The 26,038-nt window shown below is 67.4% G+C and carries 37 protein-coding genes; 1 reads left to right on the forward strand and 36 read right to left on the reverse strand.

Annotated features, from left to right (window positions below):
* Positions 1-11: 11 nt before the first annotated feature.
* The 36 genes from truA to rpsL form a co-directional block, all read right to left on the reverse strand.
* Positions 12-863 carry a tRNA pseudouridine(38-40) synthase TruA gene (gene truA, locus ACFVXK_RS04065; RefSeq protein WP_389609995.1) on the reverse strand — a complete coding sequence of 284 codons (852 nt, stop codon included), beginning with the start codon at positions 861-863 and terminating at the stop codon, positions 12-14.
* Between the two features lie 102 nt (positions 864-965).
* On the reverse strand, positions 966-1,442 hold the full coding sequence (gene rplQ, locus ACFVXK_RS04070; protein ID WP_389609996.1) for a 50S ribosomal protein L17: 477 nt from the start codon (positions 1,440-1,442) through the stop codon (positions 966-968).
* 84 nt (positions 1,443-1,526) lie between these two features.
* Positions 1,527-2,549: a DNA-directed RNA polymerase subunit alpha gene (locus ACFVXK_RS04075; protein WP_215023456.1), complete on the reverse strand. Its 1,023-nt coding sequence runs from the start codon at positions 2,547-2,549 to the stop codon at positions 1,527-1,529.
* A 138-nt stretch (positions 2,550-2,687) separates the two neighbouring features.
* Complete coding sequence (gene rpsK / locus ACFVXK_RS04080) at positions 2,688-3,092, reverse strand: 30S ribosomal protein S11 (RefSeq protein ID WP_003956432.1); 405 nt, start codon at positions 3,090-3,092, stop codon at positions 2,688-2,690.
* A gap of 54 nt (positions 3,093-3,146) precedes the next feature.
* Positions 3,147-3,527, reverse strand: coding sequence for a 30S ribosomal protein S13 (gene rpsM, locus ACFVXK_RS04085; RefSeq protein ID WP_007265919.1), 381 nt, complete (start codon positions 3,525-3,527; stop codon positions 3,147-3,149).
* A 196-nt stretch (positions 3,528-3,723) separates the two neighbouring features.
* Positions 3,724-3,837 (reverse strand): 50S ribosomal protein L36, encoded by a 114-nt coding sequence (gene rpmJ / locus ACFVXK_RS04090; protein ID WP_003956441.1) that lies wholly within the window; start codon positions 3,835-3,837, stop codon positions 3,724-3,726.
* A gap of 62 nt (positions 3,838-3,899) precedes the next feature.
* Positions 3,900-4,121 carry a translation initiation factor IF-1 gene (gene infA, locus ACFVXK_RS04095; RefSeq protein WP_003956442.1) on the reverse strand — a complete coding sequence of 74 codons (222 nt, stop codon included), beginning with the start codon at positions 4,119-4,121 and terminating at the stop codon, positions 3,900-3,902.
* 139 nt (positions 4,122-4,260) lie between these two features.
* Positions 4,261-5,112 carry a type I methionyl aminopeptidase gene (gene map / locus ACFVXK_RS04100; RefSeq protein ID WP_389609997.1) on the reverse strand — a complete coding sequence of 284 codons (852 nt, stop codon included), beginning with the start codon at positions 5,110-5,112 and terminating at the stop codon, positions 4,261-4,263.
* A gap of 101 nt (positions 5,113-5,213) precedes the next feature.
* The gene (locus tag ACFVXK_RS04105; protein WP_389609998.1) at positions 5,214-5,861 is read right to left on the reverse strand and encodes an adenylate kinase; all 648 of its coding nucleotides are present in this window, start codon (positions 5,859-5,861) and stop codon (positions 5,214-5,216) included.
* A complete protein-coding gene (secY, locus tag ACFVXK_RS04110) occupies positions 5,861-7,174 on the reverse strand; it encodes a preprotein translocase subunit SecY (RefSeq protein ID WP_389609999.1) in 1,314 nt (437 codons plus the stop codon). The genes ACFVXK_RS04105 and secY overlap by 1 nt, the downstream gene beginning before the upstream one ends.
* Positions 7,175-7,358: 184 nt before the next feature.
* A complete protein-coding gene (gene rplO, locus ACFVXK_RS04115; RefSeq protein ID WP_042812339.1) occupies positions 7,359-7,814 on the reverse strand; it encodes a 50S ribosomal protein L15 in 456 nt (151 codons plus the stop codon).
* A 2-nt stretch (positions 7,815-7,816) separates the two neighbouring features.
* Positions 7,817-7,999, reverse strand: a complete 183-nt coding sequence (gene rpmD / locus ACFVXK_RS04120; RefSeq protein ID WP_005313525.1) for a 50S ribosomal protein L30 — start codon at positions 7,997-7,999, stop codon at positions 7,817-7,819.
* Complete coding sequence (rpsE, locus tag ACFVXK_RS04125) at positions 7,999-8,601, reverse strand: 30S ribosomal protein S5 (RefSeq protein WP_007265914.1); 603 nt, start codon at positions 8,599-8,601, stop codon at positions 7,999-8,001. The genes rpmD and rpsE overlap by 1 nt, the downstream gene beginning before the upstream one ends.
* 45 nt (positions 8,602-8,646) lie before the next feature.
* Positions 8,647-9,030 (reverse strand): 50S ribosomal protein L18, encoded by a 384-nt coding sequence (gene rplR, locus ACFVXK_RS04130; RefSeq protein ID WP_030026334.1) that lies wholly within the window; start codon positions 9,028-9,030, stop codon positions 8,647-8,649.
* Positions 9,031-9,032: 2 nt separating this feature from the next.
* Positions 9,033-9,572, reverse strand: a complete 540-nt coding sequence (gene rplF, locus ACFVXK_RS04135) for a 50S ribosomal protein L6 (protein WP_389610000.1) — start codon at positions 9,570-9,572, stop codon at positions 9,033-9,035.
* Between the two features lie 20 nt (positions 9,573-9,592).
* A complete protein-coding gene (gene rpsH / locus ACFVXK_RS04140) occupies positions 9,593-9,991 on the reverse strand; it encodes a 30S ribosomal protein S8 (RefSeq protein WP_007265911.1) in 399 nt (132 codons plus the stop codon).
* Positions 9,992-10,214: 223 nt separating this feature from the next.
* The gene (locus ACFVXK_RS04145) at positions 10,215-10,400 is read right to left on the reverse strand and encodes a type Z 30S ribosomal protein S14 (RefSeq protein ID WP_003956452.1); all 186 of its coding nucleotides are present in this window, start codon (positions 10,398-10,400) and stop codon (positions 10,215-10,217) included.
* A 5-nt stretch (positions 10,401-10,405) separates the two neighbouring features.
* Complete coding sequence (rplE, locus tag ACFVXK_RS04150) at positions 10,406-10,957, reverse strand: 50S ribosomal protein L5 (protein ID WP_358893649.1); 552 nt, start codon at positions 10,955-10,957, stop codon at positions 10,406-10,408.
* Positions 10,957-11,268 carry a 50S ribosomal protein L24 gene (gene rplX / locus ACFVXK_RS04155; protein ID WP_007265909.1) on the reverse strand — a complete coding sequence of 104 codons (312 nt, stop codon included), beginning with the start codon at positions 11,266-11,268 and terminating at the stop codon, positions 10,957-10,959. Before rplX ends, rplE begins: the two co-directional genes overlap by 1 nt.
* A gap of 2 nt (positions 11,269-11,270) precedes the next feature.
* Complete coding sequence (gene rplN / locus ACFVXK_RS04160; protein ID WP_003956455.1) at positions 11,271-11,639, reverse strand: 50S ribosomal protein L14; 369 nt, start codon at positions 11,637-11,639, stop codon at positions 11,271-11,273.
* Positions 11,640-11,738: 99 nt separating this feature from the next.
* The gene (rpsQ, locus tag ACFVXK_RS04165; protein ID WP_054222531.1) at positions 11,739-12,020 is read right to left on the reverse strand and encodes a 30S ribosomal protein S17; all 282 of its coding nucleotides are present in this window, start codon (positions 12,018-12,020) and stop codon (positions 11,739-11,741) included.
* On the reverse strand, positions 12,020-12,244 hold the full coding sequence (rpmC, locus tag ACFVXK_RS04170; protein WP_007265907.1) for a 50S ribosomal protein L29: 225 nt from the start codon (positions 12,242-12,244) through the stop codon (positions 12,020-12,022). Before rpmC ends, rpsQ begins: the two co-directional genes overlap by 1 nt.
* On the reverse strand, positions 12,244-12,663 hold the full coding sequence (rplP, locus tag ACFVXK_RS04175) for a 50S ribosomal protein L16 (RefSeq protein ID WP_007265906.1): 420 nt from the start codon (positions 12,661-12,663) through the stop codon (positions 12,244-12,246). Before rplP ends, rpmC begins: the two co-directional genes overlap by 1 nt.
* A gap of 5 nt (positions 12,664-12,668) precedes the next feature.
* On the reverse strand, positions 12,669-13,508 hold the full coding sequence (gene rpsC / locus ACFVXK_RS04180; RefSeq protein WP_007265905.1) for a 30S ribosomal protein S3: 840 nt from the start codon (positions 13,506-13,508) through the stop codon (positions 12,669-12,671).
* Entirely contained in the window at positions 13,508-13,855 is a 348-nt protein-coding gene (gene rplV, locus ACFVXK_RS04185) for a 50S ribosomal protein L22 (RefSeq protein WP_007265904.1), read from the reverse strand. The genes rpsC and rplV overlap by 1 nt, the downstream gene beginning before the upstream one ends.
* A 43-nt stretch (positions 13,856-13,898) precedes the next feature.
* Positions 13,899-14,180, reverse strand: a complete 282-nt coding sequence (rpsS, locus tag ACFVXK_RS04190; RefSeq protein WP_007265903.1) for a 30S ribosomal protein S19 — start codon at positions 14,178-14,180, stop codon at positions 13,899-13,901.
* A gap of 12 nt (positions 14,181-14,192) precedes the next feature.
* The gene (rplB, locus tag ACFVXK_RS04195; protein ID WP_125822122.1) at positions 14,193-15,029 is read right to left on the reverse strand and encodes a 50S ribosomal protein L2; all 837 of its coding nucleotides are present in this window, start codon (positions 15,027-15,029) and stop codon (positions 14,193-14,195) included.
* 39 nt (positions 15,030-15,068) lie between these two features.
* Positions 15,069-15,392 (reverse strand): 50S ribosomal protein L23, encoded by a 324-nt coding sequence (rplW, locus tag ACFVXK_RS04200; RefSeq protein WP_007265901.1) that lies wholly within the window; start codon positions 15,390-15,392, stop codon positions 15,069-15,071.
* Entirely contained in the window at positions 15,392-16,042 is a 651-nt protein-coding gene (gene rplD, locus ACFVXK_RS04205) for a 50S ribosomal protein L4 (protein ID WP_007265900.1), read from the reverse strand. Before rplD ends, rplW begins: the two co-directional genes overlap by 1 nt.
* Before the next feature lie 4 nt (positions 16,043-16,046).
* Entirely contained in the window at positions 16,047-16,691 is a 645-nt protein-coding gene (gene rplC, locus ACFVXK_RS04210) for a 50S ribosomal protein L3 (RefSeq protein ID WP_045945285.1), read from the reverse strand.
* 14 nt (positions 16,692-16,705) lie between these two features.
* On the reverse strand, positions 16,706-17,014 hold the full coding sequence (gene rpsJ, locus ACFVXK_RS04215) for a 30S ribosomal protein S10 (protein ID WP_003948644.1): 309 nt from the start codon (positions 17,012-17,014) through the stop codon (positions 16,706-16,708).
* 454 nt (positions 17,015-17,468) lie between these two features.
* Positions 17,469-18,656 (reverse strand): hypothetical protein, encoded by a 1,188-nt coding sequence (locus ACFVXK_RS04220; protein WP_389610001.1) that lies wholly within the window; start codon positions 18,654-18,656, stop codon positions 17,469-17,471.
* Between the two features lie 127 nt (positions 18,657-18,783).
* A complete protein-coding gene (tuf, locus tag ACFVXK_RS04225) occupies positions 18,784-19,977 on the reverse strand; it encodes an elongation factor Tu (RefSeq protein ID WP_362054844.1) in 1,194 nt (397 codons plus the stop codon).
* A gap of 148 nt (positions 19,978-20,125) precedes the next feature.
* The gene (fusA, locus tag ACFVXK_RS04230; RefSeq protein WP_389610002.1) at positions 20,126-22,258 is read right to left on the reverse strand and encodes an elongation factor G; all 2,133 of its coding nucleotides are present in this window, start codon (positions 22,256-22,258) and stop codon (positions 20,126-20,128) included.
* Positions 22,259-22,297: 39 nt separating this feature from the next.
* On the reverse strand, positions 22,298-22,768 hold the full coding sequence (rpsG, locus tag ACFVXK_RS04235) for a 30S ribosomal protein S7 (protein WP_007265894.1): 471 nt from the start codon (positions 22,766-22,768) through the stop codon (positions 22,298-22,300).
* 2 nt (positions 22,769-22,770) lie between these two features.
* Entirely contained in the window at positions 22,771-23,142 is a 372-nt protein-coding gene (rpsL, locus tag ACFVXK_RS04240; protein ID WP_007265893.1) for a 30S ribosomal protein S12, read from the reverse strand.
* Positions 23,143-23,543: 401 nt separating this feature from the next.
* Here rpsL and ACFVXK_RS04245 point away from each other — a divergent pair, with 401 nt between their 5' ends.
* The gene (locus tag ACFVXK_RS04245; protein ID WP_389610003.1) at positions 23,544-26,024 is read left to right on the forward strand and encodes a YfhO family protein; all 2,481 of its coding nucleotides are present in this window, start codon (positions 23,544-23,546) and stop codon (positions 26,022-26,024) included.
* Positions 26,025-26,038 lie beyond the last annotated feature (14 nt).

Below are 26,038 nucleotides of genomic sequence, written 5' to 3' on the forward strand. Positions count from 1 at the left end.
GCGGAGGAGGGCTAGCAGCAGCCCTTGCCGGGCAGGGTGCGCATGTTCCGCGCCTCCTTGCTGCGGGCGGCCAGCAGCTCGTCCGCCGGGTAGCCGACCTCCTCCAGGGTCAGCCCGTGCGGCTTGACCACGTGCACGGAGGAGTCCCGGACGGCCGCGGCCAGGACCTGCCCGGGCCACTCGACGGGCCGGTGGCCGTCGCCGACGTGCAGCAGGGCGCCGACCAGGGAGCGGACCATGTTGTGGCAGAAGGCGTCGGCGCGGACGGTCGCGGTGACGATCCCGTCCTCGCCCCGCACCCAGCTGAGCTCCTGGAGGGTGCGGATGGTCGTGGCGCCCTCGCGCTTCTTGCAGTACGCGGCGAAGTCGTGCTCCCCGAGCAGGGCGCGGGAGGCCTCGTTCATCGCGTCCACGTCCAGCGGCCACTGGTGCCACAGCACGTGCCCGCGGCGCAGCGGGTCGACCCCGCCCTGGTGGTCGCCGACGCGGTAGGCGTAGCGGCGCCAGATCGCGGAGAACCGGGCGTTGAACCCCTGAGGGGCCTCGGCGACCTTCCACACCCGGATGTCGTGCGGGAGGCGTCCGGCGAGGCGGCGCAGGAGCAGGCCGGCGTGCTCGGCCCACACCTCCTCCGCGATGTCGAACTGCGCGACCTGCCCGCGGGCGTGCACGCCGGCGTCGGTGCGCCCGGCGACGGTCAGCTCGACCGGCTCGGGCAGCCGCATCACGGTCTTCAGGGCCGATTCCAGCTCGCCCTGGACGGTCCGCAGCGTCCGCTGCTTCGCCCAGCCGGAGAAGTCCTTGCCGTCGTAGGACAGGTCCAGCCGTACCCGGACGTGCCCGGGCTCCACCTCGTCACTCACGTGACAGATCCTCTCAGACGCACAGAAATGCAGAACGGGCCCGCCCCGGGAAGGGGCGGGCCCGTTCAGAGCCGATCAAGCAAGCTCGATCCCGGAGCGGGATCAGGCCTCCTTGGTCTCCTCGACAGCCTCGGTCTCGGCAGCCTCGGCCTTGGCCTCGGCCTCCTTCACCGCACGCTTGGTGGCGGCCTCGGCCTCACCGGTGGCCTGCTGGGCCACGGTCAGGGCCTCGACGAGCTCGATCACGGCCATCGGGGCGTTGTCGCCACGACGGTTGCCGATCTTGGTGATGCGCGTGTAACCACCGGGGCGGTTCTCGTAGCGCGGGGCGATCTCGGTGAACAGCGTGTGCACGATGCTCTTGTCCGTGATCGTCTGCAGCACCAGGCGACGGTTGTGGATGTCGCCCTTCTTGGCCTTGGTGACCAGACGCTCGGCGTAGGGACGCAGGCGGCGGGCCTTGGCCTCGGTGGTGGTGATGCGGCCGTGCTCGAAGAGCGCCTTCGCGAGGTTCGCGAGAAGGTGCTTCTCGTGCGCGGCGGAGCCGCCCAGACGGGCACCCTTAGCGGGACGCGGCATGGTGTTACTCCTTCATATCTGCACCGGCCGTGTCAGGTACCGGTGTCAGTTCCCCCGGGGCGGACGCCCCGGGAAAGTCTTTTCTTAGTACTGCTCGGTCTCGACGAAACCGGCGTCCGCGTCGTCGTCGGCGCCGAAGGCGTCGGCGGCGGCGGTCGGGTCGAATCCGGGCGGGCTGTCCTTCAGGGCCAGGCCCATGCCGGCGAGCTTCGCCTTGACCTCGTCGATCGACTTCGCACCGAAGTTGCGGATGTCGAGCAGGTCGGCCTCGGAGCGGGCCACGAGCTCACCCACGGAGTGGATGCCCTCGCGCTTGAGGCAGTTGTACGAGCGGACCGTGAGCTCGAGCTCCTCGATCGGCAGCGCCAGGTCGGCGGCCAGGGCGGCGTCCGTGGGGGACGGGCCCATGTCGATGCCCTCGGCGTCGATGTTGAGCTCGCGGGCCAGACCGAACAGCTCGACCAGGGTCTTGCCGGCGGACGCCATGGCGTCGCGCGGGCGCATGGCCTGCTTGGTCTCGACGTCGACGATGAGCTTGTCGAAGTCGGTGCGCTGCTCGACTCGGGTCGCCTCGACCTTGTAGGTGACCTTCAGAACCGGCGAGTAGATGGAGTCGATCGGGATGCGACCGATCTCCTGGCCCACCTGCTTGTTCTGGACGGCGGAGACGTAGCCGCGACCGCGCTCGACGGTCAGCTCCATCTCCAGCTTGCCCTTGCCGTTGAGCGTGGCGAGGACCAGGTCCGGGTTGTGCACCTCGACACCGGCCGGGGGCGCGATGTCGGCAGCGGTGACCAGGCCGGGACCCTGCTTGCGCAGGTACATCACGACCGGCTCGTCGTGCTCCGAGGAGACGACCAGCTGCTTGATGTTGAGGATGATGTCCGTGACGTCTTCCTTGACGCCCGGCACGGTGGTGAACTCGTGCAGGACGCCGTCCACGCGGATGCTGGTGACAGCGGCACCCGGGATGGAGGACAGGAGGGTACGGCGCAGGGAGTTGCCGAGGGTGTAGCCGAAGCCCGGCTCCAGCGGCTCGATCACGAACCGCGAGCGGTACTCGTCGACGACCTCTTCGGTCAGCGAAGGACGCTGAGCGATAAGCATGTCTTTTCCTTCAGTCGTGGACGCCCACTATTTGACGCCCGACATGTACTGCTGGGTACTGCAAGGGTACGGGCGGCACGGCCCCCGAAGGGGTCGTACCGCCCGGACACTCAAGAACGCACAGGTGCGTCCGCTGCGTCAGACGCGGCGGCGCTTCGGCGGGCGGCAGCCGTTGTGCGGGGTGGGGGTGACGTCCTGGATCGAACCCACCTCGAGGCCGGTGGCCTGGAGGGAGCGGATCGCGGTCTCACGGCCGGAGCCGGGACCCTTGACGAAGACGTCGACCTTGCGCATGCCGTGCTCCTGCGCGCGGCGGGCGGCCGACTCGGCGGCCATCTGCGCGGCGAAGGGGGTGGACTTGCGCGAGCCCTTGAAGCCGACGTGGCCGGCGGAGGCCCAGGAGATCACGTTGCCGGACGGGTCCGTGATCGAAACGATGGTGTTGTTGAACGTGCTCTTGATGTGGGCGTGCCCGTGAGCGACGTTCTTCTTTTCCTTGCGGCGCACCTTCTTGGCAGCGCCCTGACGACCCTTGGGGGGCATCTCTTACTCCTACGGGAGGTGGTCGGTCCTACAGCGCAAGACCGCTGAACAGGACTACTTCTTGCCCGGCTTCTTCTTACCGGCGATCGCGCGACGCGGGCCCTTGCGGGTACGCGCGTTCGTGCTGGTGCGCTGACCGTGCACCGGCAGGCCACGACGGTGGCGGATGCCCTGGTAGCACTGGATCTCGATCTTGCGGCGGATGTCGCCCTGGATCTCGCGGCGGAGGTCACCCTCGGTACGGAGGTTGGCGTCCACGTACTCGCGGATCTTGACGAGGTCCTCTTCGGCCAGGTCACGAACGCGGGTGTTCGGGTTCACGCCGGTGGAGGCGAGGATCTCCTTGGACCGGGTGCGCCCGATACCGAAGACGTAGGTGAGTGCGATCTCCACGCGCTTTTCGCGCGGGATGTCAACACCGGAAACGCGTGCCATTCAATGGCTCCTGTGTGTTCGGGGGTCTGCAACAGAACCGCTCCCGACCGCCGACCACCCGTGTGGGTGGTGGTACGTCCGGGTCCCCGGCCCCCGCCGGAGGTGCCGCCGGCCCCTGAGGGCTGGGCGGGTTCTGCTTATGTACGTTTTGTTACGTCGCGCGAAGAACTGCGGAAGGCAGGTCGGTCGGCGTGCGTCAGCCCTGGCGCTGCTTGTGGCGCAGGTTGTCGCAGATGACCATGACCCGGCCGTGACGGCGGATCACCTTGCACTTGTCGCAGATCTTCTTGACGCTCGGCTTGACCTTCATGTGGGTGAGGTTCTCCGGGTCAGTGCCACCACCCGCGCCGGAGCGGGGTGCGGGGGCAAGATCTACTTGTATCGGTAGACGATCCGGCCACGCGTCAGGTCGTACGGAGACAGCTCCACAACGACCCGGTCATCGGGGAGGATGCGGATGTAGTGCATACGCATCTTGCCGCTGATGTGCGCGAGGACCTTGTGACCGTTCTGGAGTTCCACCTTGAACATGGCGTTCGGGAGGGACTCGATCACGGTGCCCTCGATCTCGATGGCACCTTGCTTCTTGGCCACGCTTCGCCTTTCGAATCGGCTACCTTGATCGGCTCACGGACATGCGAATGCACGTAAGCCGACGAGTCAGTCTACGTCAGGGCACCCAGAAAGACGAATCCGGAAAGTTTGCCCCAGAGTCTAGATCATTAACCGGCGGCTAGCCGAGGGGGTCCGGCGCAGTGGTGACGCCGTACTCCGCGAGCTTCGCCTTCCCGCAGTCCGGGCTGGTCAGCACGATCGGGCCGGCCTCGGTGAGGGCCACCGAGTGCTCCCAGTGCGAGGACCAGGTGCCGTCCGTGGTGATGACCGTCCAGTCGTCGGCGAGTACCTCCGTCTGGGCGGTGCCCAGGGACACCATCGGCTCGATCGCCAGGCACAGGCCCGGGACCAGCTTGACGCCCTTGCCCCGCTTGCGCGAGACGTAGTTCAGCAGGTGCGGGTCCATGTGCATCTCGGTGCCGATGCCGTGGCCGCCGTAGTCCTCGATGATCCCGAACTTGCCGAGGCTGTGCTCACCGGTGGACGGGCGGGGCTGGCGCTTGATGTAGCCCTCGATCGCCTTCGAGATGTCCACGAGGCGGTTGCCCGCCTTCATGGCCGCGATACCGGCCCACATGGACTCCTCGGTCACCCGGGAGAGGTCGACCAGCTCCGGAGCGTGACCGGTGCCCACGAAGGCCGTGTAGGCGGCGTCCCCGTGCCAGCCGTCCACGATGGCGCCGGCGTCGATGGAGATGATGTCGCCGTCCTTGAGGACCGTCTTGTCGTCCGGGATGCCGTGGACGACGACCTCGTTCACCGAGGTGCAGATGGTCGCGGGGAAGCCGCCGTAACCGAGGAAGTTCGACTTCGCCCCGGCGTCCGCGATGACCTTGCGGGCCACCATGTCCAGGTCGCGCGTCGTGGCGCCCGGCACGGCCGCCTCACGGGTCGCCGCGTGGATCGCGGCGACGACCAGCCCTGCCTCGCGCATCTTCGCGATCTGCTCGGGGGTCTTCAGCTGAACCATGAAACGGGCCTTCCACCTTCGAAAAACGGGGTCTTCCCAACAGTACGGCCGCGATGCCCGGAGGACATCGCGGCCGTACTGTCGGTCACGTACTGGAGTGACTACTTCTTCAGGGCGTCCATCGCCCGCTTGGTGATCTCGTGCACCTCGCCGAGGGCGGAGATCGTCACCAGCAGGCCCTGGGCCTTGTAGTAGTCGATGATCGGCTCGGTCTGCGTGTGGTAGACCTCCAGCCGGTTGCGGACCGTGGCCTCGGAGTCGTCGCCGCGCTGGTACAGCTCGCCGCCGCACTGGTCGCAGACGCCCTCGACCTTCGGCGCCGCGTAGATCACGTGGAAGACGTGCGCGGAGTCCTGGCGGCAGATGCGCCGGCCGGCGATGCGCTTGACGACCTCGTCCTCCTCGACCTCCAGGTCGAGGACGGCGTCCAGCTTCATGCCTGCACCGGTCAGCATCGCGTCCAGGGCCTCGGCCTGGGCCACGTTGCGCGGGAAGCCGTCGAGCAGGAAGCCGTTCGCGGCGTCCGGCTGCTCCATGCGGTCCTTGGCCATGCCGATGGTGATCTCGTCCGGGACGAGCTCGCCGGCGTCCATGAACGCCTTGGCGCGCACACCCAGCTCCGTGCCCTGGCTGATGTTGGCGCGGAAGAGGTCGCCCGTGGAGATGTGCGGGATCGACAGGTTCTTGGCGAGGAACGCGGCCTGCGTTCCCTTGCCCGCCCCGGGGGGTCCGACGAGGACGATTCGCATCAGCGGAGGAACCCTTCGTAGTTGCGCTGCTGGAGCTGGCTCTCGATCTGCTTCACGGTTTCCAGACCCACACCCACGATGATCAGGATGCTCGTCCCGCCGAACGGGAAGTTCTGGTTCGCTCCGAAGCCGGCCAACGCCATTGTCGGCACTAGAGCGATGAGACCCAGGTACAGCGAGCCCGGCCAGGTGATCCGGTTGAGTACGTAGCTCAGGTACTCAGCGGTAGGCCGGCCGGCGCGGATGCCCGGGATGAACCCACCATACTTCTTCATGTTGTCGGCAACTTCCTCGGGGTTGAACGAGATCGCCACGTAGAAGAACGCGAAGAAGACGATCAGGAGGAAGTAGGCGGCGATGTAGTACGGGTGGTCGCCCTTGACGAAGTGCTTCTGGATCCAGGTCGCCCAGCTCGCGGTCGAGCCGCTGAACTGCACGATCAGGGCCGGGATGTACAGCAGCGACGAGGCGAAGATGACCGGGATGACACCGGCCTGGTTCACCTTGAGCGGGATGTAGGTGGACGTGCCGCCGTAGGCACGGCGACCGATCATGCGCTTCGCGTACTGGACCGGGATCCTGCGCTGCGCCTGCTCGACGAAGACCACGAGGGCCACCATCGCGAGGCCGACGAGGATGACGACCGCGAACTCGACCCAGCCACCAGCGATCTTGCCCTGGAGCTTGATCGTCCACAGGGCGGAGACGAAGCCGGCGGCGATCGAGATGAACATCAGGATCGACATGCCGTTGCCGATGCCGCGGTCCGTGATGAGCTCGCCGAGCCACATGACGATGCAGGTACCGGCGGTCATGGTGACCACCATCGTGATGGTGGTGAAGATCGAGCGGTCCGGGACGATCTCGCGAGCGACGGGGCAGCTGCCGAACAGGGCGCCGGTACGCGCGGTGGCGACGAGGCCGGTGCCCTGGAGGATCGCGAGCGCGACCGTCAGATAGCGCGTGTACTGAGTGATCTTCGAGGTGCCGGCCTGTCCCTCTTTCTTGAGGTTCTCCAGCTTCGGGATGACCACGGTCAGCAGCTGCAGGATGATGCTCGCGGTGATGTACGGCATGATGCCGAGCGCGAAGATCGTGATCTGCAGCAGCGCACCGCCGCTGAACATGTTGACCAGACCGAAGAGGCTGTTGCTGCTCCCCATCTGGTCCACACAGATCTGAACGTTCTTGTAGCTCACGCCGGGTACCGGGATGTGGGACCCGAGCCGATACAGCACGATGATGCCGAGCGTGAAGAGCAGCTTCTTGCGCAGGTCGGGCGTCTTGAACGCCCGGGCGAACGCGGTGAGCACGGTGCCTCCTGCGACCCCCGCGCTACTGCGTCAGAGGTGACGGTCTGAGGATCGACGATTACGTACAAGCAAAGGTGCAGGCCACCTTACCGGCGACTGCGCCCCCCGTGGAACGACCAACCGGGGATGCCCCATATGTGAGGCATCCCCGGTCGGGTTTTAGCTATTTGTCACAGAGTTCGTCTTAGACGAGCTCGGTCACGGAACCGCCGGCGGCGGCAATCTTCTCCTTGGCGGAGGCGGAGACGGCGTCAACCGAAACCGTCAGCGCCACGGAGATCTCGCCCTGGCCCAGGACCTTGACGAGGCTGTTCTTGCGAACCGCGCCCTTGGCGACCAGGTCGGCCACCGTGACCTCTCCACCCTCGGGGTAGAGGGCACCGAGCTTGTCCAGGTTGACCACCTGGAACTCGGTGCGGAACGGGTTCTTGAAGCCCTTCAGCTTCGGCAGGCGCATGTGGAGGGGCATCTGCCCACCCTCGAAGCGCTGCGGAACCTGGTAGCGGGCCTTCGTACCCTTGGTACCACGACCAGCCGTCTTACCCTTCGACGCCTCACCACGACCGACACGGGTCTTCGCGGTCTTGGCACCGGGGGCGGGACGGAGGTTGTGAGCCTTCAGCGGGCTGTTCTCAGCCATGATTAGTCAACCTCCTCAACCGTCACGAGGTGGCGGACGGTGTGCACCATGCCGCGGAACTCGGGGCGGTCCTCCTTGACGACCACGTCGTTCAGGCGCTTGAGCCCGAGCGAACGAAGGGTGTCGCGGTGGTTCTGCTTGCTGCCGATGTACGACTTCGTCTGCGTGATCTTGAGGCGGGCCATCAGACACCCGCCCCAGCGCGCGCACGAAGGAGAGCCGCGGGAGCGACGTCCTCGAGGGGCAGACCACGGCGAGCCGCGATCTCCTCGGGACGCTGCAGGCCCTTGAGGGCCTCCACGGTCGCGTGCACGATGTTGATCGCGTTGTCGGAGCCGAGCGACTTCGACAGGATGTCGTGAACGCCGGCGCACTCCAGAACGGCGCGCACCGGGCCACCGGCGATAACACCGGTACCGGGGGAAGCAGGCTTCAGCAGGACAACGCCGGCCGCCTTCTCGCCCTGGATCGGGTGCGGGATGGTGCCCTGGATGCGGGGAACCTTGAAGAAGTTCTTCTTGGCTTCCTCGACGCCCTTGGCGATGGCCGCGGGAACTTCCTTGGCCTTGCCGTAACCGACACCTACGGTGCCGTCACCGTCACCCACCACGACGAGCGCGGTGAAGCTGAAGCGACGACCACCCTTGACAACCTTGGCGACGCGGTTGATCGCGACAACGCGCTCAACGTAAGCGGTCTTCTCGGCGGCAGCGCCACCGTCGCGACCCTTCCGGTCCCGCCGCTCGCCGCCACCGGCACCGCTGCCGCGGCGCTGGGGTCCAGCCATTGGATTACCTCTCTCTGTTACGTCCGTGAGTCCCGGAACCGGGGCTTAGAACTTCAGCCCGGCTTCGCGGGCGGCGTCAGCCAGAGCGGCAATGCGCCCGGCGTATCGGTTGCCACCGCGGTCAAAGACGACGGTCTCGACGCCGGCAGCCTTCGCACGCTCGGCGACGAGCGCGCCGACGGCCTGGGCCTGGGCGCTCTTGTCGCCTTCGCCACCGCGGATCGAAGCGTCCAGGGTCGACGCGGACGCCAGGGTGTGGCCCTGGAGGTCGTCGATGACCTGAGCAACGATGTTGCGGTTCGAACGCGTCACGACGAGGCGCGGACGCTCCGCCGTACCCGAGACGTTCTTGCGGATGCGGATGTGGCGGCGAGCCTTGGCAGCGCGCTTGTACGCGTCGCCCTTGGCGATCTTCACACCGTATGCCATGGCTACTTACCAGCCTTTCCGACCTTGCGGCGGATGACCTCGCCGGCGTACTTGACACCCTTGGCCTTGTACGGGTCGGGCTTCCGCAGCTTGCGGATGTTGGCGGCGACCTCGCCGACCTTCTGCTTGTCGATGCCCTCGACCGAGAACTTGGTCGGGGACTCGACCTTGAACGAGATGCCCTCGGGCGCCTCGACCAGGATCGGGTGGCTGTAGCCGAGCTGGAACTCCAGGTCGGAGCCCTTCGCGGCCACGCGGTAACCGACACCGCTGATCTCGAGAGCCTTCACGTAACCCGTGGTCACGCCGGTGATCATGTTCGCCACCAGCGTGCGGGACAGGCCGTGCAGGGCCTTGTTCTGACGCTCGTCGTTCGGGCGGGTGACGTTCAGAACGCCGTCCTCACCCTTGACGATCTCGATCGGCGCCTTGACGACGTGCGTGAGGGAACCCTTGGGGCCCTTCACCGCGACCGTCTGGCCATCGATGGTGACGTCCACACCGGCGGGAACCTGGATGGGGAGCTTGCCGATTCGCGACATTGCTTTTCCTCCGTTCCCGACTACCAGACGTAGGCGAGGACTTCCCCACCTACGCCCTTCTTGCCTGCCTGCTGACCGGTCAGGAGACCGTGCGACGTGGAGATGATCGCCACGCCCAGGCCACCGAGGACCTTCGGCAGGTTGGTGGACTTCGCGTACACGCGCAGACCGGGCTTCGAGATCCGCTTGATGCCCGCGATGGAGCGCTCACGGTTCGGCCCGAACTTCAGCTCGAGGACGAGGTTCTTGCCGACCTCGGCGTCCTCGACCTTCCAGCCGGTGATGAAACCCTCCTGCTTGAGGATCTCCGCGATGTGCGACTTGATCTTGCTGTGCGGCATCACGACGGTGTCGTGGTACGCCGAGTTAGCGTTACGCAGACGCGTGAGCATGTCTGCGATCGGGTCAGTCATGGTCATGAAAGTGGCCTTCGGCCTCTCTCGCCGGGGTTTCCTGTATGTGCCATCCCTCTCCCCACTCGGTGGCGGGACGGGTGCGGCACGGGGACCTACGGCGTAGTAAGTCGATAGGGCGGCGGACGCCCAACCCCACAAGCCTACGGCATGTGGGCAGGGCGGTCCGCCGACCTGATGCTTACCGAGAGCGTCTGGAAAACCTCAACACCCAAAGGGTGAAGCGGATTTACCAGGAGCTCTTGGTCACGCCCGGCAGCTCGCCACGGTGAGCCATCTCACGGAGGCACACGCGGCAGAGGCCGAACTTGCGGTACACGGAGTGGGGACGACCGCAGCGCTGGCAGCGGGTGTACGCACGCACACCGAACTTGGGCTTGCGGGCAGCCTTCGCGATGAGAGCCTTCTTCGCCATCTCGCTTACGCCTCCTTGAAGGGGAAGCCGAGGTGACGGAGGAGCGCGCGGCCCTCAGCGTCGTTGGTCGCCGTGGTCACCACGGTGATGTCCATACCCCGGGTACGGTCGATCTTGTCCTGGTCGATCTCGTGGAACATGACCTGCTCGGTGAGACCGAAGGTGTAGTTGCCACGGCCGTCGAACTGCTTCGGCGACAGACCACGGAAGTCACGGATACGCGGCAGCGCGAGCGACAGCGTACGGTCCAGGAACTCCCACATGCGGTCACCACGGAGGGTGACGTGGCAGCCGATCGGCTGACCCTCACGCAGCTTGAACTGCGCGATGGACTTGCGGGCCTTCGTGACGGCCGGCTTCTGACCGGTGATCGTCGTCAGGTCGCGGATGGCACCGTCGATCAGCTTCGAGTCACGGGCGGCGTCGCCGACACCCATGTTCACGACGATCTTGACGAGGCCGGGAATCTGCATGACGTTCTCGTAGGAGAACTCTTCACGCATCTTGCCCGCGATCTCCTCGCGGTACTTCGTCTTCAGACGCGGAGTGGTAGCCATCAGATGTCCTCACCCGTGCGCTTGGCAACGCGGATCTTGTTGCCCTCGTCGTCGAAGCGGAAACCGACGCGGGTGACGACCTTCTTGCCGTCCTTCTCCACGACCAGCTGGACGTTGGACACGTGGACGGGGGCCTCGGTGATCACGATGCCGCCGGCCTGGTTCTGCCCAGCCTTGGTGTGCTTCTTGACCCGGTTGACACCCTCGACCAGGACGCGGGACTCGGTCGGGAAGGCCGCGATGACCTTGCCCTGCTTGCCCTTGTCCTTACCGGTGATGACCTGGACCAGGTCGCCCTTCTTGATCTTCATGCTTACAGCACCTCCGGCGCGAGCGAGATGATCTTCATGAACTTCTTCTCGCGCAGCTCACGGCCGACGGGGCCGAAGATACGGGTGCCGCGAGGGTCGCCGTCGTTCTTCAGAATGACGGCGGCGTTCTCGTCGAAGCGGATGTACGAGCCGTCCTGGCGGCGGCGCTCCTTGACGGTGCGAACGATGACGGCCTTGACGACGTCACCCTTCTTCACGTTGCCGCCGGGGATCGCGTCCTTGACGGTGGCGACGATGACGTCACCGATGCCCGCGTAGCGGCGACCGGAGCCACCGAGAACACGGATGCAAAGGATCTCCTTGGCACCAGTGTTGTCGGCGACACGCAGTCGCGACTCCTGCTGGATCACGTCTATCTCCTGTTTGTCTGCCGGTTCCCGGCCGGGGCTCCTTCGCGGAGCCCCGACCGAGCCTGGCGGAACGAATCCGGGGGAGGCCCCCCGGAGTGATTACTTGGCCTTCTCGAGGATCTCGACGATGCGCCAGCGCTTGCTCGCCGACAGCGGACGCGTCTCCATGATGAGGACGCGGTCGCCGACGCCGGCAGCGTTCTGCTCGTCGTGAGCCTTGAGCTTGTTCGTACGGCGGATGACCTTGCCGTACAGCGCGTGCTTGACGCGGTCCTCGACGGCGACGACGACGGTCTTGTCCATCTTGTCGCTGACGACGAGACCCTCACGGGTCTTGCGGAAGCCGCGCTCGTTCGTCTCAGTCACGTTGTTCTCGCTCATCAGGCGTTCTCCACCGTCTCGATACCGAGCTCACGCTCGTGCATCAGGGTGTAGATGCGAGCGATGTCCTTACGGACGGACTTGAGCCGGCCGTTGTTCTCCAGCTGGCCGGTGGCCGCCTGGAAACGGAGCTTGAACAGCTCCTCCTTGGCCTCGCGCAGCTTGGCAACGAGCTCCTCGTTGCCGAGCTCGCGGAGCTCGGACGCCTTGGTTCCCGTCGCCATCACGACTCACCTGCCTCGCGCTTGACGATGCGGCACTTCATCGGCAGCTTGTGGGCCGCACGAGTGAGAGCCTCACGCGCAATCTTTTCGTTCGGGTAGGACAGCTCGAACATGACCCGGCCCGGGTGCACGTTCGCGATCCACCACTCCGGGGAACCCTTACCGGAACCCATGCGGGTCTCGGCAGGCTTCTTCGTCAGCGGACGGTCCGGGTAGATGTTGATCCAGACCTTGCCGCCACGCTTGATGTGGCGGGTCATCGCGATACGAGCCGCCTCGATCTGGCGGTTCGTCACGTAGGCGGGGGTGAGCGCCTGGATGCCGTACTCGCCGAACGAGACCTCAGTACCGCCCTTGGCCATACCGCTGCGCTTCGGGTGGTGCTGCTTGCGGTGCTTGACCCTACGAGGGATCAGCATGTCGGTCAGGCCTCCGTTCCGGTGCTCTCGGCCGGAGCGGCGGCGGGGGCGTCGGCCTTGGGGGCCTCGGCACCAGCAGCCTGCTGCGGCTTGCGGCCACCACGGCCGCCGCGCTCGCCACCACGGCCACCACGGCCGGCGGGACGGTCGCCAGCGCCGGCGCCACGGGCCGGGCGGTTACCCGCACGGGCCGCAGCGTTCTCGGCGCGAACCTCGGCGATGTTCTTGACGTCGCCCTTGTAGATCCAGACCTTCACGCCGATACGGCCGAAGGTGGTCTTGGCCTCGAAGAAGCCGTAGTCCACGTTCGCGCGCAGCGTGTGCAGCGGCACACGACCCTCGCGGTAGAACTCGGAGCGGGACATCTCGGCGCCGCCGAGACGGCCGCCACACTGGATCTTGATGCCCTTGGCGCCGGCCTTCATGGTGCCCTGCATGCTCTTGCGCATGGCACGACGGAAGGAGACGCGGGAGGAGAGCTGCTCGGCGACGGCCTGAGCAACCAGCTGAGCGTCGAGCTCGGGGTTCTTGACCTCGAGGATGTTCAGCTGGACCTGCTTGCCCGTGAGCTTCTCGAGGTCACCGCGGATGCGGTCGGCCTCGGCGCCGCGGCGGCCGATGACGATGCCGGGACGAGCGGTGTGGATGTCCACACGCACGCGGTCACGGGTGCGCTCGATCTCAACCTTCGAGATGCCGGCGCGCTCCATGCCGGACGTCATCATCCGACGGATGGCGACGTCTTCCTTGACGTAGTCCTTGTACAGCTTGTCGGCGTACCAGCGGGACTTGAAGTCCGTGGTGATGCCGAGTCGGAACCCGTGCGGGTTTACCTTCTGGCCCATTACCGGGAACCTTCCTTGCTGCTGACGACCACGGTGATGTGGCTGGTCCGCTTGCGGATCCGGTAGGCACGGCCCTGGGCACGCGGACGGAACCGCTTCAGGGTCGGGCCCTCGTCCACGTACGCCTCGCTGATGACCAGCGTGGAGGCGTCCGGGTGGTTGTAGTTGTGCGCGGCGTTGGCAATGGCGCTGTCCAGCACCTTGCCGACCGGCACGCTCGCGGCCTGCGGGGCGAAACGCAGGACCGCCTGAGCCTCCGTGGCATCCATGCCACGGATGAGGTCCACCACGCGGCGGGCCTTCATGGGCGTGACGCGGATGTACCGCGCCTGGGCCCTGGCTTCCATGGTTGTCCCTTCGGTGTTAGTCATAGTCGTAACCACCCCGCGATTAGCGGCGCTTCGACTTCCGGTCGTCCTTGACGTGGCCGCGGAAGGTGCGAGTCGGCGAGAACTCGCCGAGCTTGTGGCCGACCATCGACTCGGTGACGAACACCGGGACGTGGGTCTTGCCGTTGTGCACCGCGATGGTGTGACCCAGCATGCTGGGGATGATCATCGAGCGACGGGACCAGGTCTTGATGACGTTCTTGGTGCCGGCTTCGTTCTGGGCGTCCACCTTCTTTACGAGGTGGTCGTCGACGAAGGGCCCCTTCTTGAGACTGCGCGGCATCTAAACCCGCTCCTAGCGCTTCTTGTTCGTCTTGCGGCGGCGGACGATGTACTTGCTCGAAGCCTTCTTCGGCGAGCGAGTACGACCCTCCTTCTGACCCCACGGGGAGACCGGGTGACGACCACCGGAGGTCTTACCCTCACCACCACCGTGCGGGTGGTCAACCGGGTTCATCGCGACACCGCGGACGGTCGGGCGGACGCCCTTCCAGCGCATGCGGCCGGCCTTGCCCCAGTTGATGTTCGACTGCTCGGCGTTGCCGACCTCGCCGACGGTGGCGCGGCAGCGCGCGTCGACGAGACGGATCTCACCGGACGGCATGCGGAGGTGGGCCATCACGCCCTCCTTCGCGAGCAGCTGCACGGAGGCACCAGCGGAGCGGGCGAACTTCGCGCCGCCACCGGGACGGAGCTCGATCGCGTGGATCGTGGTACCGACCGGGATGTTGCGGAGCGCGAGGTTGTTGCCCGGCTTGATGTCGGCCGTGGGGCCGTTCTCGATCCGGTCACCCTGCTGCAGACCGCGCGGCGCGATGATGTAGCGCTTCTCGCCGTCGGCGTAGTGCAGCAGCGCGATGCGCGCGGTGCGGTTGGGGTCGTACTCGATGTGCGCGACCTTGGCCGGCACGCCGTCCTTGTCGTGACGACGGAAGTCGATCACTCGGTAGGCGCGCTTGTGTCCGCCACCCTGGTGGCGAACGGTGATCCGGCCGGTGTTGTTACGGCCGCCCTTGCTGTGCAGAGGGCGAACCAGCGACTTCTCCGGCGTGGACCGCGTGATCTCGACAAAGTCGGCGACGCTGGAGCCACGACGGCCCGGGGTCGTCGGCTTGTACTTGCGGATACCCATTTCTCAGTCCTCGTCCGATTCCGGACGACTAGACCTCCGTTAGGAGGCCTGGCCGCCGAAGATGTCGATACGGTTGCCCTCGGCAAGGGTCACGATGGCGCGCTTGGTGTTGGCGCGCTTGCCGAAACCGGTCTTGGTGCGCTTGCGCTTACCCTGACGGTTGATCGTGTTGACCCCGGTGACCTTGACCGAGAAGACCGCCTCGACGGCCTGCTTGATCTGGGTCTTGTTGGCGCCGGGCGCGACGATGAACGTGTACTTGTTCTCGTCCAGCAGCGCGTAGCTCTTCTCCGAGACGACCGGCTTGATCAGCAGGTCGCGCGGGTCGGTGAAGGTCTTGCTGGTAACGGTCGCCTCAGACATCAGGCCTCGTTCCCTTCGGTCTCATCGGCCTTGGGGCCAGACACGAAGGACTCGAGCGCGGCCTGGGTGAAGACCACGTCGTCAGAGACGATCACGTCGTACGTGTTCAGCTGGCCCGGCTCCAGGATGTGAACCTGGGGCAGGTTGCGGGCGGACAGCCACGCCAGCTCGTCAGAGCGCTCGGCGACCAGGAGCAGGTTCTTGCGCTCCGAGATCTTGCCGAACAGCGTCTTCGCGGCCTTGGTGGAGGCGGCACCCTCGACCACGCCGGTGACGACGTGGATGCGGGAGTGACGCGCGCGGTCCGAGAGGGCACCGCGGAGGGCGGCGGCCTTCATCTTCTTGGGGGTCCGCTGCGAGTAGTCACGCGGCTGCGGGCCGTGGACGACGCCACCGCCGGCGAACTGCGGAGCGCGGGTCGAACCCTGACGGGCGCGGCCGGTGCCCTTCTGGCGGTACGGCTTCTTGCCACCACCACGGACTTCGCCACGGGTCTTGGTCTTGTGCGTGCCCTGACGGGCAGCGGCCAGCTGGGCGACGACGACCTGGTGGATCAGCGGAACGCTGGTCTTCGCGTCGAAGATCTCCGCGGGGAGCTCGACGGTACCGGCCTTGTCGCCAGCCGGCGAAAGGATGTCAATGGTGCTCATTACCTCAAGCCCCCTTGGCCGCGGTACGGACCAGGACGAGGCCGCCGTTCGGACCGGGGACCGCGCCCTTGATGAGGAGCAGACCCTTCTCCGCGTCAACCGCGTGGATGGTCAGGTTCTGGGTGGTGACGCGCTCGTTACCCATGCGACCGGCCATGCGCATGCCCTTGAAGACACGCCCAGGGGTGGCGCAGCCACCGATCGAACCGGGGGAGCGGTGCTTGCGCTGCACACCGTGACCGGCGCCGAGGCCCCGGAAGTTGTGGCGCTTCATGACACCGGCGAAGCCCTTGCCCTTGCTGTTGCCCGTGACGTCAACCTTGACGCCGGACTCGAACACGGCAGCCGTGATCTCCTGGCCGAGCGTGTACTCGCTGGCGTCGGAGGTACGGAGCTCCACCAGGTGGCGGCGCGGGGTCACGTCGGCCTTGGCGAAGTGGCCCTTGAGGGGCTTGTTCACCTTGCGCGGGTCGATCTCGCCGAAGGCGATCTGGACCGACTCGTAGCCGTCGATGTCGTTGGTACGGACCTGGGTGACAACACAGGGCCCGGCCTTGACGACGGTCACCGGGACGACACGGTTGTTCTCGTCCCAGACCTGGGTCATGCCGAGCTTCTCGCCCAGGACGCCCTTGATCTGCTTAGCCATCTTCTCGACGCCTCTCAGAGCTTGATCTCGATGTCAACGCCGGCCGGAAGGTCCAGGCGCATCAGCGAGTCAACGGTCTTGGGCGTCGGGTCGAGGATGTCGATCAGGCGCTTGTGCGTGCGCATCTCGAAGTGCTCGCGCGAGTCCTTGTACTTGTGCGGCGACTTGATGACGCAGTACACGTTCTTCTCAGTGGGCAGCGGCACCGGGCCCGCGACCGACGCACCAGTGCGGGTCACCGTCTCGACGATCTTCTTCGCCGAGGAGTCGATGACCTCGTGGTCGTAGGCCTTGAGCCGGATGCGGATCTTCTGTCCCGCCATGGCTACTCCGTAGTCCTGTCTCGTGTGGAAACGCTCTGGCTCCCGGTCGGCTGCGGAACGGGGTTCCGCGGCCTCTCCTCCGACCCACGCGGTCGGGCGTGTCGCACTCCCTCCGAGAAAATCCCCATACGGGAACTCCCTCATCAAAGGGGGTGCGGCCCTGGGCCGCGCATCGGGGGAGAAACACCCACCGAGTGCCTGGTGCGGACCGTGCTGACACTTCCCAGAAGATTCCCGTACGTCCGCCCTCATTGCTGCCCCGAGAGGCAGATTAAGGGCGACGAGTACCGTGGGACTCGCTTCCGGTCCTCCCGGCGGGAGGCGCGCAGCATCGGCACACAGCCGAGCAACTTGAGTAGTCTGCCATACGAGACACGTACCTGGCCAATCGGGCCGAAGAGAATACCCCGCCGAGCGATCACGTCAAACCGCGGCACGCGACGGGGATCCCAGGTCAGGACCTGGAGGCCGTCGTGCACTCCTTCGGCATGTCGGCCATGCTCCGGCTCCGGTCGTACGGGTCGACGACCGGCCCGGACGGGGCCGTCCCCGCCGCCACGCGCTCGCTGTCGAAGGTCGGGTGCAGGAACCCGGTGCCGGCGCGCCGGCAGTCGTCGTTCCCGCCGCTCTCCAGCCACTCCACGACCTGGAGCTTGCCGGGGGTCGTGACCACCTTGCGCGGGTCATAGAGGGCCATGGTCACCGTCCGCCGCACGACGGTGCGGGCGACCTCGTCGGAGCCGGCCTTCGCCCGGACCAGGGGGTAGACGAAGGTGTAGTCGGCGTGGACCTTCACCTCGCCGTCCCGGCCGCTGTCGAAGCTCACCCGGCCGCGCGTCTTGACCACGTCGCCCACGAGCCGGACATGCGCCGGGTCGAACCGGCTGAACAGCCACAGCGGGTCCGCCTCCACCGAGGGGGCGCTCAGCCCGCGCTCGATGAGGGGCCGCCCGTCCTCCTGCGCCGGGTCCAGCAGGTCCAGCGCCGCCTGGGGCCGCTCGCCCCGCAGGGTGGCCGGGTCCAGGTTCGACGCGATCAGCAGCTGCTTGGTCATGGCCAGCGCGTCGGCGACCCGCTCCTTCGGCATCCCGCCCACGGCCGCCGCCTCCGGGAGCTCGATGCCGGCGGCGCCGTCGGCCCACTGCGCGGCCGGCGAGCCCCGGAAGGGCTCCTTGAGCGTCGGGCGGTCGGCCGGCACCGCCCCCGGCGCCCCGGTCGGACGCGCCGTCTCCGCGGCGAGCGGGCCGGCGTCCCGCGCCTCCCGGCGGGCGTCCGCCTCCCCCGTCAGCCGGTCGATGACCAGCTCCGGCCGCAGCGCCACCAGCGCGAGCCCCGCGATGACGACGATCGCCGCCGCGGCCTTGAGGCGCCGCCTGCCCCGCCCCCGGCCCTCCATCTCCTGCCAGGCCGGCCCCGTCCGCCAGCCGGGCGGGTCCCCCGCCCCCGGCTTCGGCGCCCGCCCGAACCGCCGGCGTCCGGCCCGCGCCCGCTCCTCGTCCTCGCGCCGCAGCCGCTCGGTGACCATCCGCGCCCGCGCCGACGGCTCCTTCGGCGCGCCGGCGCTCTCCCGCGCGACCTCCTCGCTGAAGCGCGCCCACTCCTCGTCCGATATCTCCGGCCGTCCGCCGTCCCGCTGCTCCATGCTCCCCACCCCTGAACGTTCCTGCCGTACGTGGAAGGGCCCCTCCCCCGCCGCCGGAGCGGTGGGGAAGGGGCCCTTCCGTCACACATGGTGCCCGCTGGTGCGAGCTACCAGGTCAGAACACGAATTACTTCGTGATCTTGGTGACCTGGCCGGCGCCGACCGTACGACCACCCTCACGGATGGCGAACTTCAGGCCCTCCTCCATGGCGACCGGCTGGATCAGCGCGACCGTCATGTCGGTGTTGTCGCCCGGCATGACCATCTCGGTGCCCTCGGGGAGGGTCACGACGCCGGTCACGTCCGTGGTACGGAAGTAGAACTGCGGGCGGTAGTTGTTGAAGAACGGGGTGTGACGGCCACCCTCGTCCTTCGACAGGATGTACGCGGCGGCCTCGAACTCGGTGTGCGGCGTGACCGAACCGGGCTTGATGATGACCTGGCCGCGCTCGACGTCCTCGCGCTTGATGCCACGGAGGAGCAGACCGACGTTCTCACCGGCCTGGCCCTCGTCGAGCAGCTTGCGGAACATCTCGATGCCGGTGACCGTGGTGGTGGTCTTCTCCTGCTTGATGCCGATGATGTCAACGGTCTCGTTGACCTTCAGGACACCACGCTCGATGCGGCCGGTGACGACGGTGCCACGACCGGTGATCGTGAAGACGTCCTCGACGGGCATCAGGAAGGGCTTGTCGGTGTCACGCGGCGGGGTCGGGATCGCGGCGTCCACGGCGTCCATCAGGCCGAGGAGCTTGTCACCCCACTCCTTGTCACCCTCGAGCGCCTTCAGCGCGGAGACCTGGACGACCGGCAGGTCGTCGCCCGGGAAGTCGTACTCGGAGAGCAGCTCACGGACCTCGAGCTCGACGAGCTCCAGGATCTCCTCGTCGTCCACCATGTCGGCCTTGTTCAGGGCGACGACGATGTACGGAACGCCGACCTGGCGGGCCAGGAGCACGTGCTCCTTGGTCTGCGGCATCGGGCCGTCGGTGGCGGCGACCACGAGGATCGCGCCGTCCATCTGCGCGGCACCGGTGATCATGTTCTTGATGTAGTCGGCGTGACCCGGGCAGTCGACGTGGGCGTAGTGACGCGCCTCGGTCTGGTACTCGACGTGCGCGATGGAGATGGTGATACCGCGCTGGCGCTCCTCAGGAGCCTTGTCGATCTGGTCGAACGCCGACGCCGCGTTCAGGTCCGGGTACTTGTCGTGCAGCACCTTGGTAATGGCGGCCGTGAGGGTCGTCTTACCGTGGTCAATGTGACCGATGGTGCCGATGTTGACGTGCGGCTTAGTCCGCTCGAACTTCGCCTTCGCCACGGGGTCCTCCTGAGAGTGGTTCTGTACGCCTTGAATCGTCGGCGCCAGGTGATCTTTGCTGGAAAGCCGGCTCCCCGGGGCAACGGGAGGGTTGCTCCTGTTGCCCCAGAGGCTCCGGTGACAAGCCTAAAACGTGAACTCGGAAGAGTTACTCGCCCTTGGCCTTCGCGATGATCTCCTCGGCGACGTTCCGGGGAACCTCGGCGTAGGAGTCGAACTGCATCGAGTAGCTGGCGCGACCCGAGGTCTTGCTGCGGAGGTCGCCGACGTAGCCGAACATCTCCGAGAGGGGCACGAGGCCCTTGACAATCTTGGCTCCGTGACGGTCCTCCATGGCCTGGATCTGGCCACGGCGGGAGTTGATGTCACCGATGACATCGCCCATGGACTCCTCGGGCGTGGTGACCTCAACGGCCATCATCGGCTCGAGCAGAACGGGCGAAGCCTTGCGCGCGGCCTCCTTGAAGGCCTGCGAACCAGCGATCTTGAAGGCGAGCTCGGAGGAGTCGACCTCGTGGTAGCCACCGTCGAGAAGCGTGACGCGGACGCCCGTCATCTCGTAGCCGGCGAGGATGCCGAACTGCATGGCCTCCTGCGCACCGGCGTCGACCGAAGGGATGTACTCCTTCGGCACGCGGCCACCGGTGACCTTGTTGACGAACTCGTACGCCGGACCATCGGCGTCCGTGATCGGCTCGATCGCGATCTGCACCTTGGCGAACTGACCGGTACCACCGGTCTGCTTCTTGTGGGTGTAGTCGTGACGCTCGACGGCCTTGCGGATCGTCTCGCGGTACGCGACCTGCGGCTTGCCGACGTTGGCGACGACCTTGAACTCGCGCTTCATACGGTCGACCAGCACCTCGAGGTGCAGCTCGCCCATACCGCCGAGGATGGTCTGGCCGGTCTCCTCGTCCGAGTGGACGTGGAACGACGGGTCCTCTTCCGCGAGACGCTGGATGGCGACACCCAGCTTCTCCTGGTCGCCCTTGGAGGCGGGCTCGATGGCGACCTGGATGACCGGAGCCGGGAAGTCCATGGACTCCAGGATCACGGGCGCCTTGTCGTCACACAGCGTCTCACCGGTGGTGGTCTGCTTCAGGCCCATGACGGCGACGATGTCGCCGGCGCCCACCGCGTCGATCTCCTCACGCTTGTTCGCGTGCATGCGGTAGATCTTGCCGATGCGCTCCTTCTTGCCCTTGACGGAGTTCAGCACCGCGGTGCCGGCCTCCAGGCGGCCCGAGTAAACCCGGACGAAGGTGAGCTTGCCGAGGTGCGGGTCGCTCATGATCTTGAACGCGAGCGCGGCGAGGGGCTCCTCGTCCGACGGCTTGCGCTTGACGACGACCTCGGCGTCCTTGACGTCGTGGCCCTCGATGGCCTCGATGTCGAGCGGCGACGGGAGGTAGCGCACGACGGCGTCGAGCAGGGGCTGGACGCCCTTGTTCTTGAACGCCGTACCGCAGAAGACCGCGGTGATCGTGGGCTCGCCCTTGCCCTTGCCGGAGCCGAGGATGATGCGGCGCACGGCCGCGTGCAGCTGCTCCTCGGTGGGCTCGGTGCCCTCGAGGAAGAGCTCCATCATCTCTTCGTCGTTCTCGGCGACCTGCTCGACGAGGGTGGCGCGCCACTCCTCGGCCAGCTCGGTGTGGGTCTCCGGGATGTCGACGACGTCGTACATCTCACCCTTGGTGGCCTCGGCGGACCACACGAGGGCCTTCATGCGGACGAGGTCGACGACGCCCTTGAAGTCCGCCTCGGAGCCGATCGGCAGCTGCATGACGATCGGAACCGCGCCGAGGCGGTCCTTGATCATGTCGACGCAGCGCATGAACTCGGCGCCCGTACGGTCGAGCTTGTTGACGAAGCAGATACGCGGGACGCCGTAGCGGTCCGCCTGACGCCAAACGGTCTCGGACTGCGGCTCCACACCGGCGACACCGTCGAACACGGTGACGGCACCGTCGAGGACGCGGAGCGAACGCTCCACCTCGACCGTGAAGTCAACGTGACCCGGGGTGTCGATGATGTTGATGGTGTGGTCGACGTCCTCGAGCGGCCAGTGGCAGGTCGTCGCGGCGGACGTGATGGTGATGCCGCGCTCCTGCTCCTGCTCCATCCAGTCCATCGTGGCAGCGCCGTCGTGGACCTCACCGATCTTGTACGACACACCGGTGTAGAACAGGATGCGCTCGGTGGTGGTCGTCTTGCCCGCGTCGATGTGGGCCATGATGCCGATGTTGCGCACCTTGGCCAGGTCAAGCGAAGTGGTAGCCATAAGGCTTCAGTCTTCTCTCGGTCTCGATGTGGGTTGCGACTACCAGCGGTAGTGCGCGAAGGCCTTGTTGGACTCGGCCATCTTGTGCGTGTCCTCGCGCTTCTTGACGGCCGCACCGAGGCCGTTCGAGGCGTCGAGAAGCTCGTTCATCAGGCGCTCGGTCATGGTCTTCTCGCGGCGGGCGCGGGAGTAACCCACGAGCCAGCGGAGGGCCAGGGTCGACTGACGACCCGGCTTGACCTCGACGGGAACCTGGTAGGTCGCGCCACCGACACGGCGGGACTTGACCTCGAGGGACGGCTTGACGTTCTCCAGCGCGCGCTTCAGCGTGATGACCGGGTCGTTGCCGGTCTTCTCGCGGAGGCCTTCCATGGCGCCGTAGACGATGCGCTCGGCGGTGGAGCGCTTGCCGTTCAGGAGGATCTTGTTGATGAGCGAGGTCACCAGAGGAGAGGCGTAGACCGGGTCGATGATGACCGGGCGCTTCGGGGCGGGGCCCTTACGAGGCATTCTTACTTCTCCTTCTTGGCGCCGTAGCGGCTGCGGGCCTGCTTGCGGTTCTTGACAGCCTGGGTGTCAAGCGCACCGCGGATGATCTTGTAACGAACACCCGGCAGGTCCTTCACACGGCCACCACGCACGAGCACGATCGAGTGCTCCTGCAGGTTGTGTCCCTCACCCGGAATGTAAGCGGTGACCTCGATGCCGGAGGTCAGACGCACACGCGCGACCTTACGGAGCGCCGAGTTCGGCTTCTTCGGGGTGGTCGTGAACACACGCGTGCAGACACCACGACGCTGAGGCGAAGCCTCGAGCGCGGGGGTCTTCGTCTTCTCGACCTTGTCCTGCCGGCCCTTCCGGACCAGCTGCTGGATCGTAGGCACTACTTCTCCGGTTTCTGTGTGCCGTGTAGTGAAGCTAACCTGGAACTTTTCCGACCCACGCGGTCGGGTGTGTCGGATCCGGCGGAGCTCCGCGCAAGCGTGGAGGCGCATGAATCTCGGTGGCCGATGCGGCTCGCCGTGCGGTTGATGGACACGCGCGGGAGCCCAGGCACACCCCAGGCACAAGGTCTGAGCGTACCCACCGCATCCACTCCGGTCAAAACATAAGCCGCACCGCCACGGCCCGCACGGCCGCGCAGCTCAGGCGCCCCTTGGGTGTGGCCCTCCCGAGCCGGGGCGGCCGTGCGGAGGTCACACCGGCGTGGTAGTGCGGGCGAACTACACTGCCAGCGAATCCCAGCGAGTCAGTTCAAAACGATACGAGCGCCAGGAGCAGGACATTGGGGACGGTCACCTCGGAGCCGAAGACGGCCGCATCCCCGCCGCCCGGCCCCGTGCCCCGGCGGCGTGCCGCCCTCCCCCGCCTCTACGGCCCGCTGCTGGCCTTCCTCCTCACCTCGGCCGCCTTCTGCGCCTCCTGGGCGGCCCGCGGCAGCTTCCCCTTCGGCAACACCGGCCGGGCCATCAACGACCAGGCCAACCAGTACGTGCCCTTCCACCGCGCCCTGTGGGACCTGGTGCACGGGCAGGCCGCCGGCGACGTCCTGTTCAGCTGGCGCGGCGGCTTCGGGCAGCAGTTCCTGTCCGACTACTACACCTACCTCGGCAACCCGTTCTCCTGGCTGGTCGTCCTCGTCCCGCGCGCCCACGTCGACCTGGCGGTCTTCCTGATCACCCCGGTGACGATGGGCGCGGCCGCCGCGCTGATGACCGTCTACCTCGGCAAGCTCCAGGCCGGCCCGTGGTGGCAGCGGGGGGTCCTCGGCGCCTGCTACGGCCTGTGCGGCTGGGCGCTGAGCGACGCCTCGTACATCCCGATGTGGCTGTGGGGCCTGGTGGCCCTCCCCCTCCTCGGCATCGCCGTCGAGTGGTGCCTGGAGGGCCGGCGCTGGCCGGGCGCGGCGCTGCTCGTCGGCCTCGCCTGGTACGGGAACTTCTACACGGCGATGATGGCCACGATGGCCGCCTGCGTACTGCTGGCCGTCCGCCTGCTCACCCGCGACATGACGGGCGCGCAGCGCCTGCGCGCCCTCTTCCGCGCCGCCACGGCCGCCGCGACGGGCATCCTCCTCACCCTCCCCCTCCTCCTCCCGTCCTTCCTCTCCAGCGGTGCCTCGCAGCCGACGAAGGCCGCGGCCTTCGACCCGGTGCGCGTCGACGTCTTCCTGGCCGGCATGCTCCCGGCCACCCACCTGTGGGGCGGCCGGCCGCGCCTGTACGTGGCCTCGCTGGGCCTGATCCTGGCGGGAAGCTTCCTCCTCAACACCCGGATCGCCGCCCGCACCCGCCTGGTCTGGGCGGCGGCCACCTTGCTCGTCCTCCTCTCCTTCCAGTTCCCGCCCACCCAGTACGTGTGGCACGGCCTGGCCGTCCCGAACGGCAACCCCTACCGCGAGACGTTCGTGTTCAGCGGCATGGTCGTGGTCCTGGCCTGGCTGGCCCTGGCCAACCGCCCGCGCCCGCTGCACCTGGCCCTGGCGGCCGGCCTCCTCGTCGTCGCCACCTTCGTGCTCCGCCACACCGACGACTTCGGCGGCTGGACCTGGCCGGCGGTCCTGGGCGGCGGGGCCGTCTCCCTCCTGGCCCTCACCCTCCTCTCCCTCTCCGGGAAGCACCGGGCCCTGCTCCCCCTCGCGGCACTGCTCATGATCGGCGTGGTCTTCGCCGAGTCCACGGTCGCGGCGGCGAACGCGGACGCGCGCCGCTCCCGCGAACGCTGGGCGGCGCCCGCCCCGACCTCCAACCGCTCGATCACGAACCACTACGAAGCGGTCCGGAAGGTGGACGGCTGGCCCGCCTACCGGACGGACTCGGGCGCGCCGCAGACCTCGTACAACGACGCCCTGGCCCTGCGGGCCGAGGGCCCGCAGTACTACAGCAGCTACCTCCCGGAGGCCACGTACCAGGCCCTGGAGCCCCTGGGATACGGCTACAAGAACGACGGCCGCACCTTCTTCGGCGCCGACAACCCGGTCCTGGACGCGATCTTCTCCATCGGCGCCCGCGTCCGCCCGGGCACGGCCCCCGGCACCTGGACGGCGACGAAGCAGCCCGCCCCTCCCCTGGTCACGGTCCGCCCCGCCGCCCCCTACACCTCCCCCAACCCCCCGGCCAGCGTCTACGCCCGCCAGGAGACGGTCCTGGGCGCGACGGTCTACGAGGTCCCGGCAGCCACCGCCACGGGCACGCCCGCCTCCCAGACGTACACGGCCACCTGCACCCCGGGCTCCGAGGCCTACTGGTACTCCCCCGCCCTCTACGGCACCCTCCGCACCGGCGACCGCACGCTCCCCCTGGAGGACCGCATGACCGGGGTCCTCCCCCTGGGCCCGGTCCCCGCGTCCGGCACGGTCACGGCGACGGTCGAAACCCGCACCGAGAACGCCACGGCCGGCCCGAACCCGATCGGCTGCCTGAACCGCACGGCCCTGGACACCCGCGTCCGCGACCTCACCACCTCCGGCGCCACCGCGGTCCACGTGGGCGGCCACACCATCGAAGCCACCCTCCCGGCAACCGCCACCGGCACGGCCGTCTTCGCGATGACGGACATCCCGGGCTGGCAGTGCTCGGCCCCCACGACGAACTTCCACGGCCTCCTGGCCATCCCCCTCACCCCGAACACCCGCCACCTCTCCTGCACCTACACCCCCAAGGGCCTCACCCCCGGCCTCGCAGCGGCCACCCTGGCCCTCCTGACCCTGACCTCGGTCACCACGGCGACCTACGTCCGCCGCCGCCGCAGCGGCGAGATCGGCTAATCCACCGCCGCGCG

It is taken from the genome of Streptomyces sp. NPDC058157 (assembly GCF_042884105.1).
Classification (GTDB): domain Bacteria; phylum Actinomycetota; class Actinomycetes; order Streptomycetales; family Streptomycetaceae; genus Streptomyces.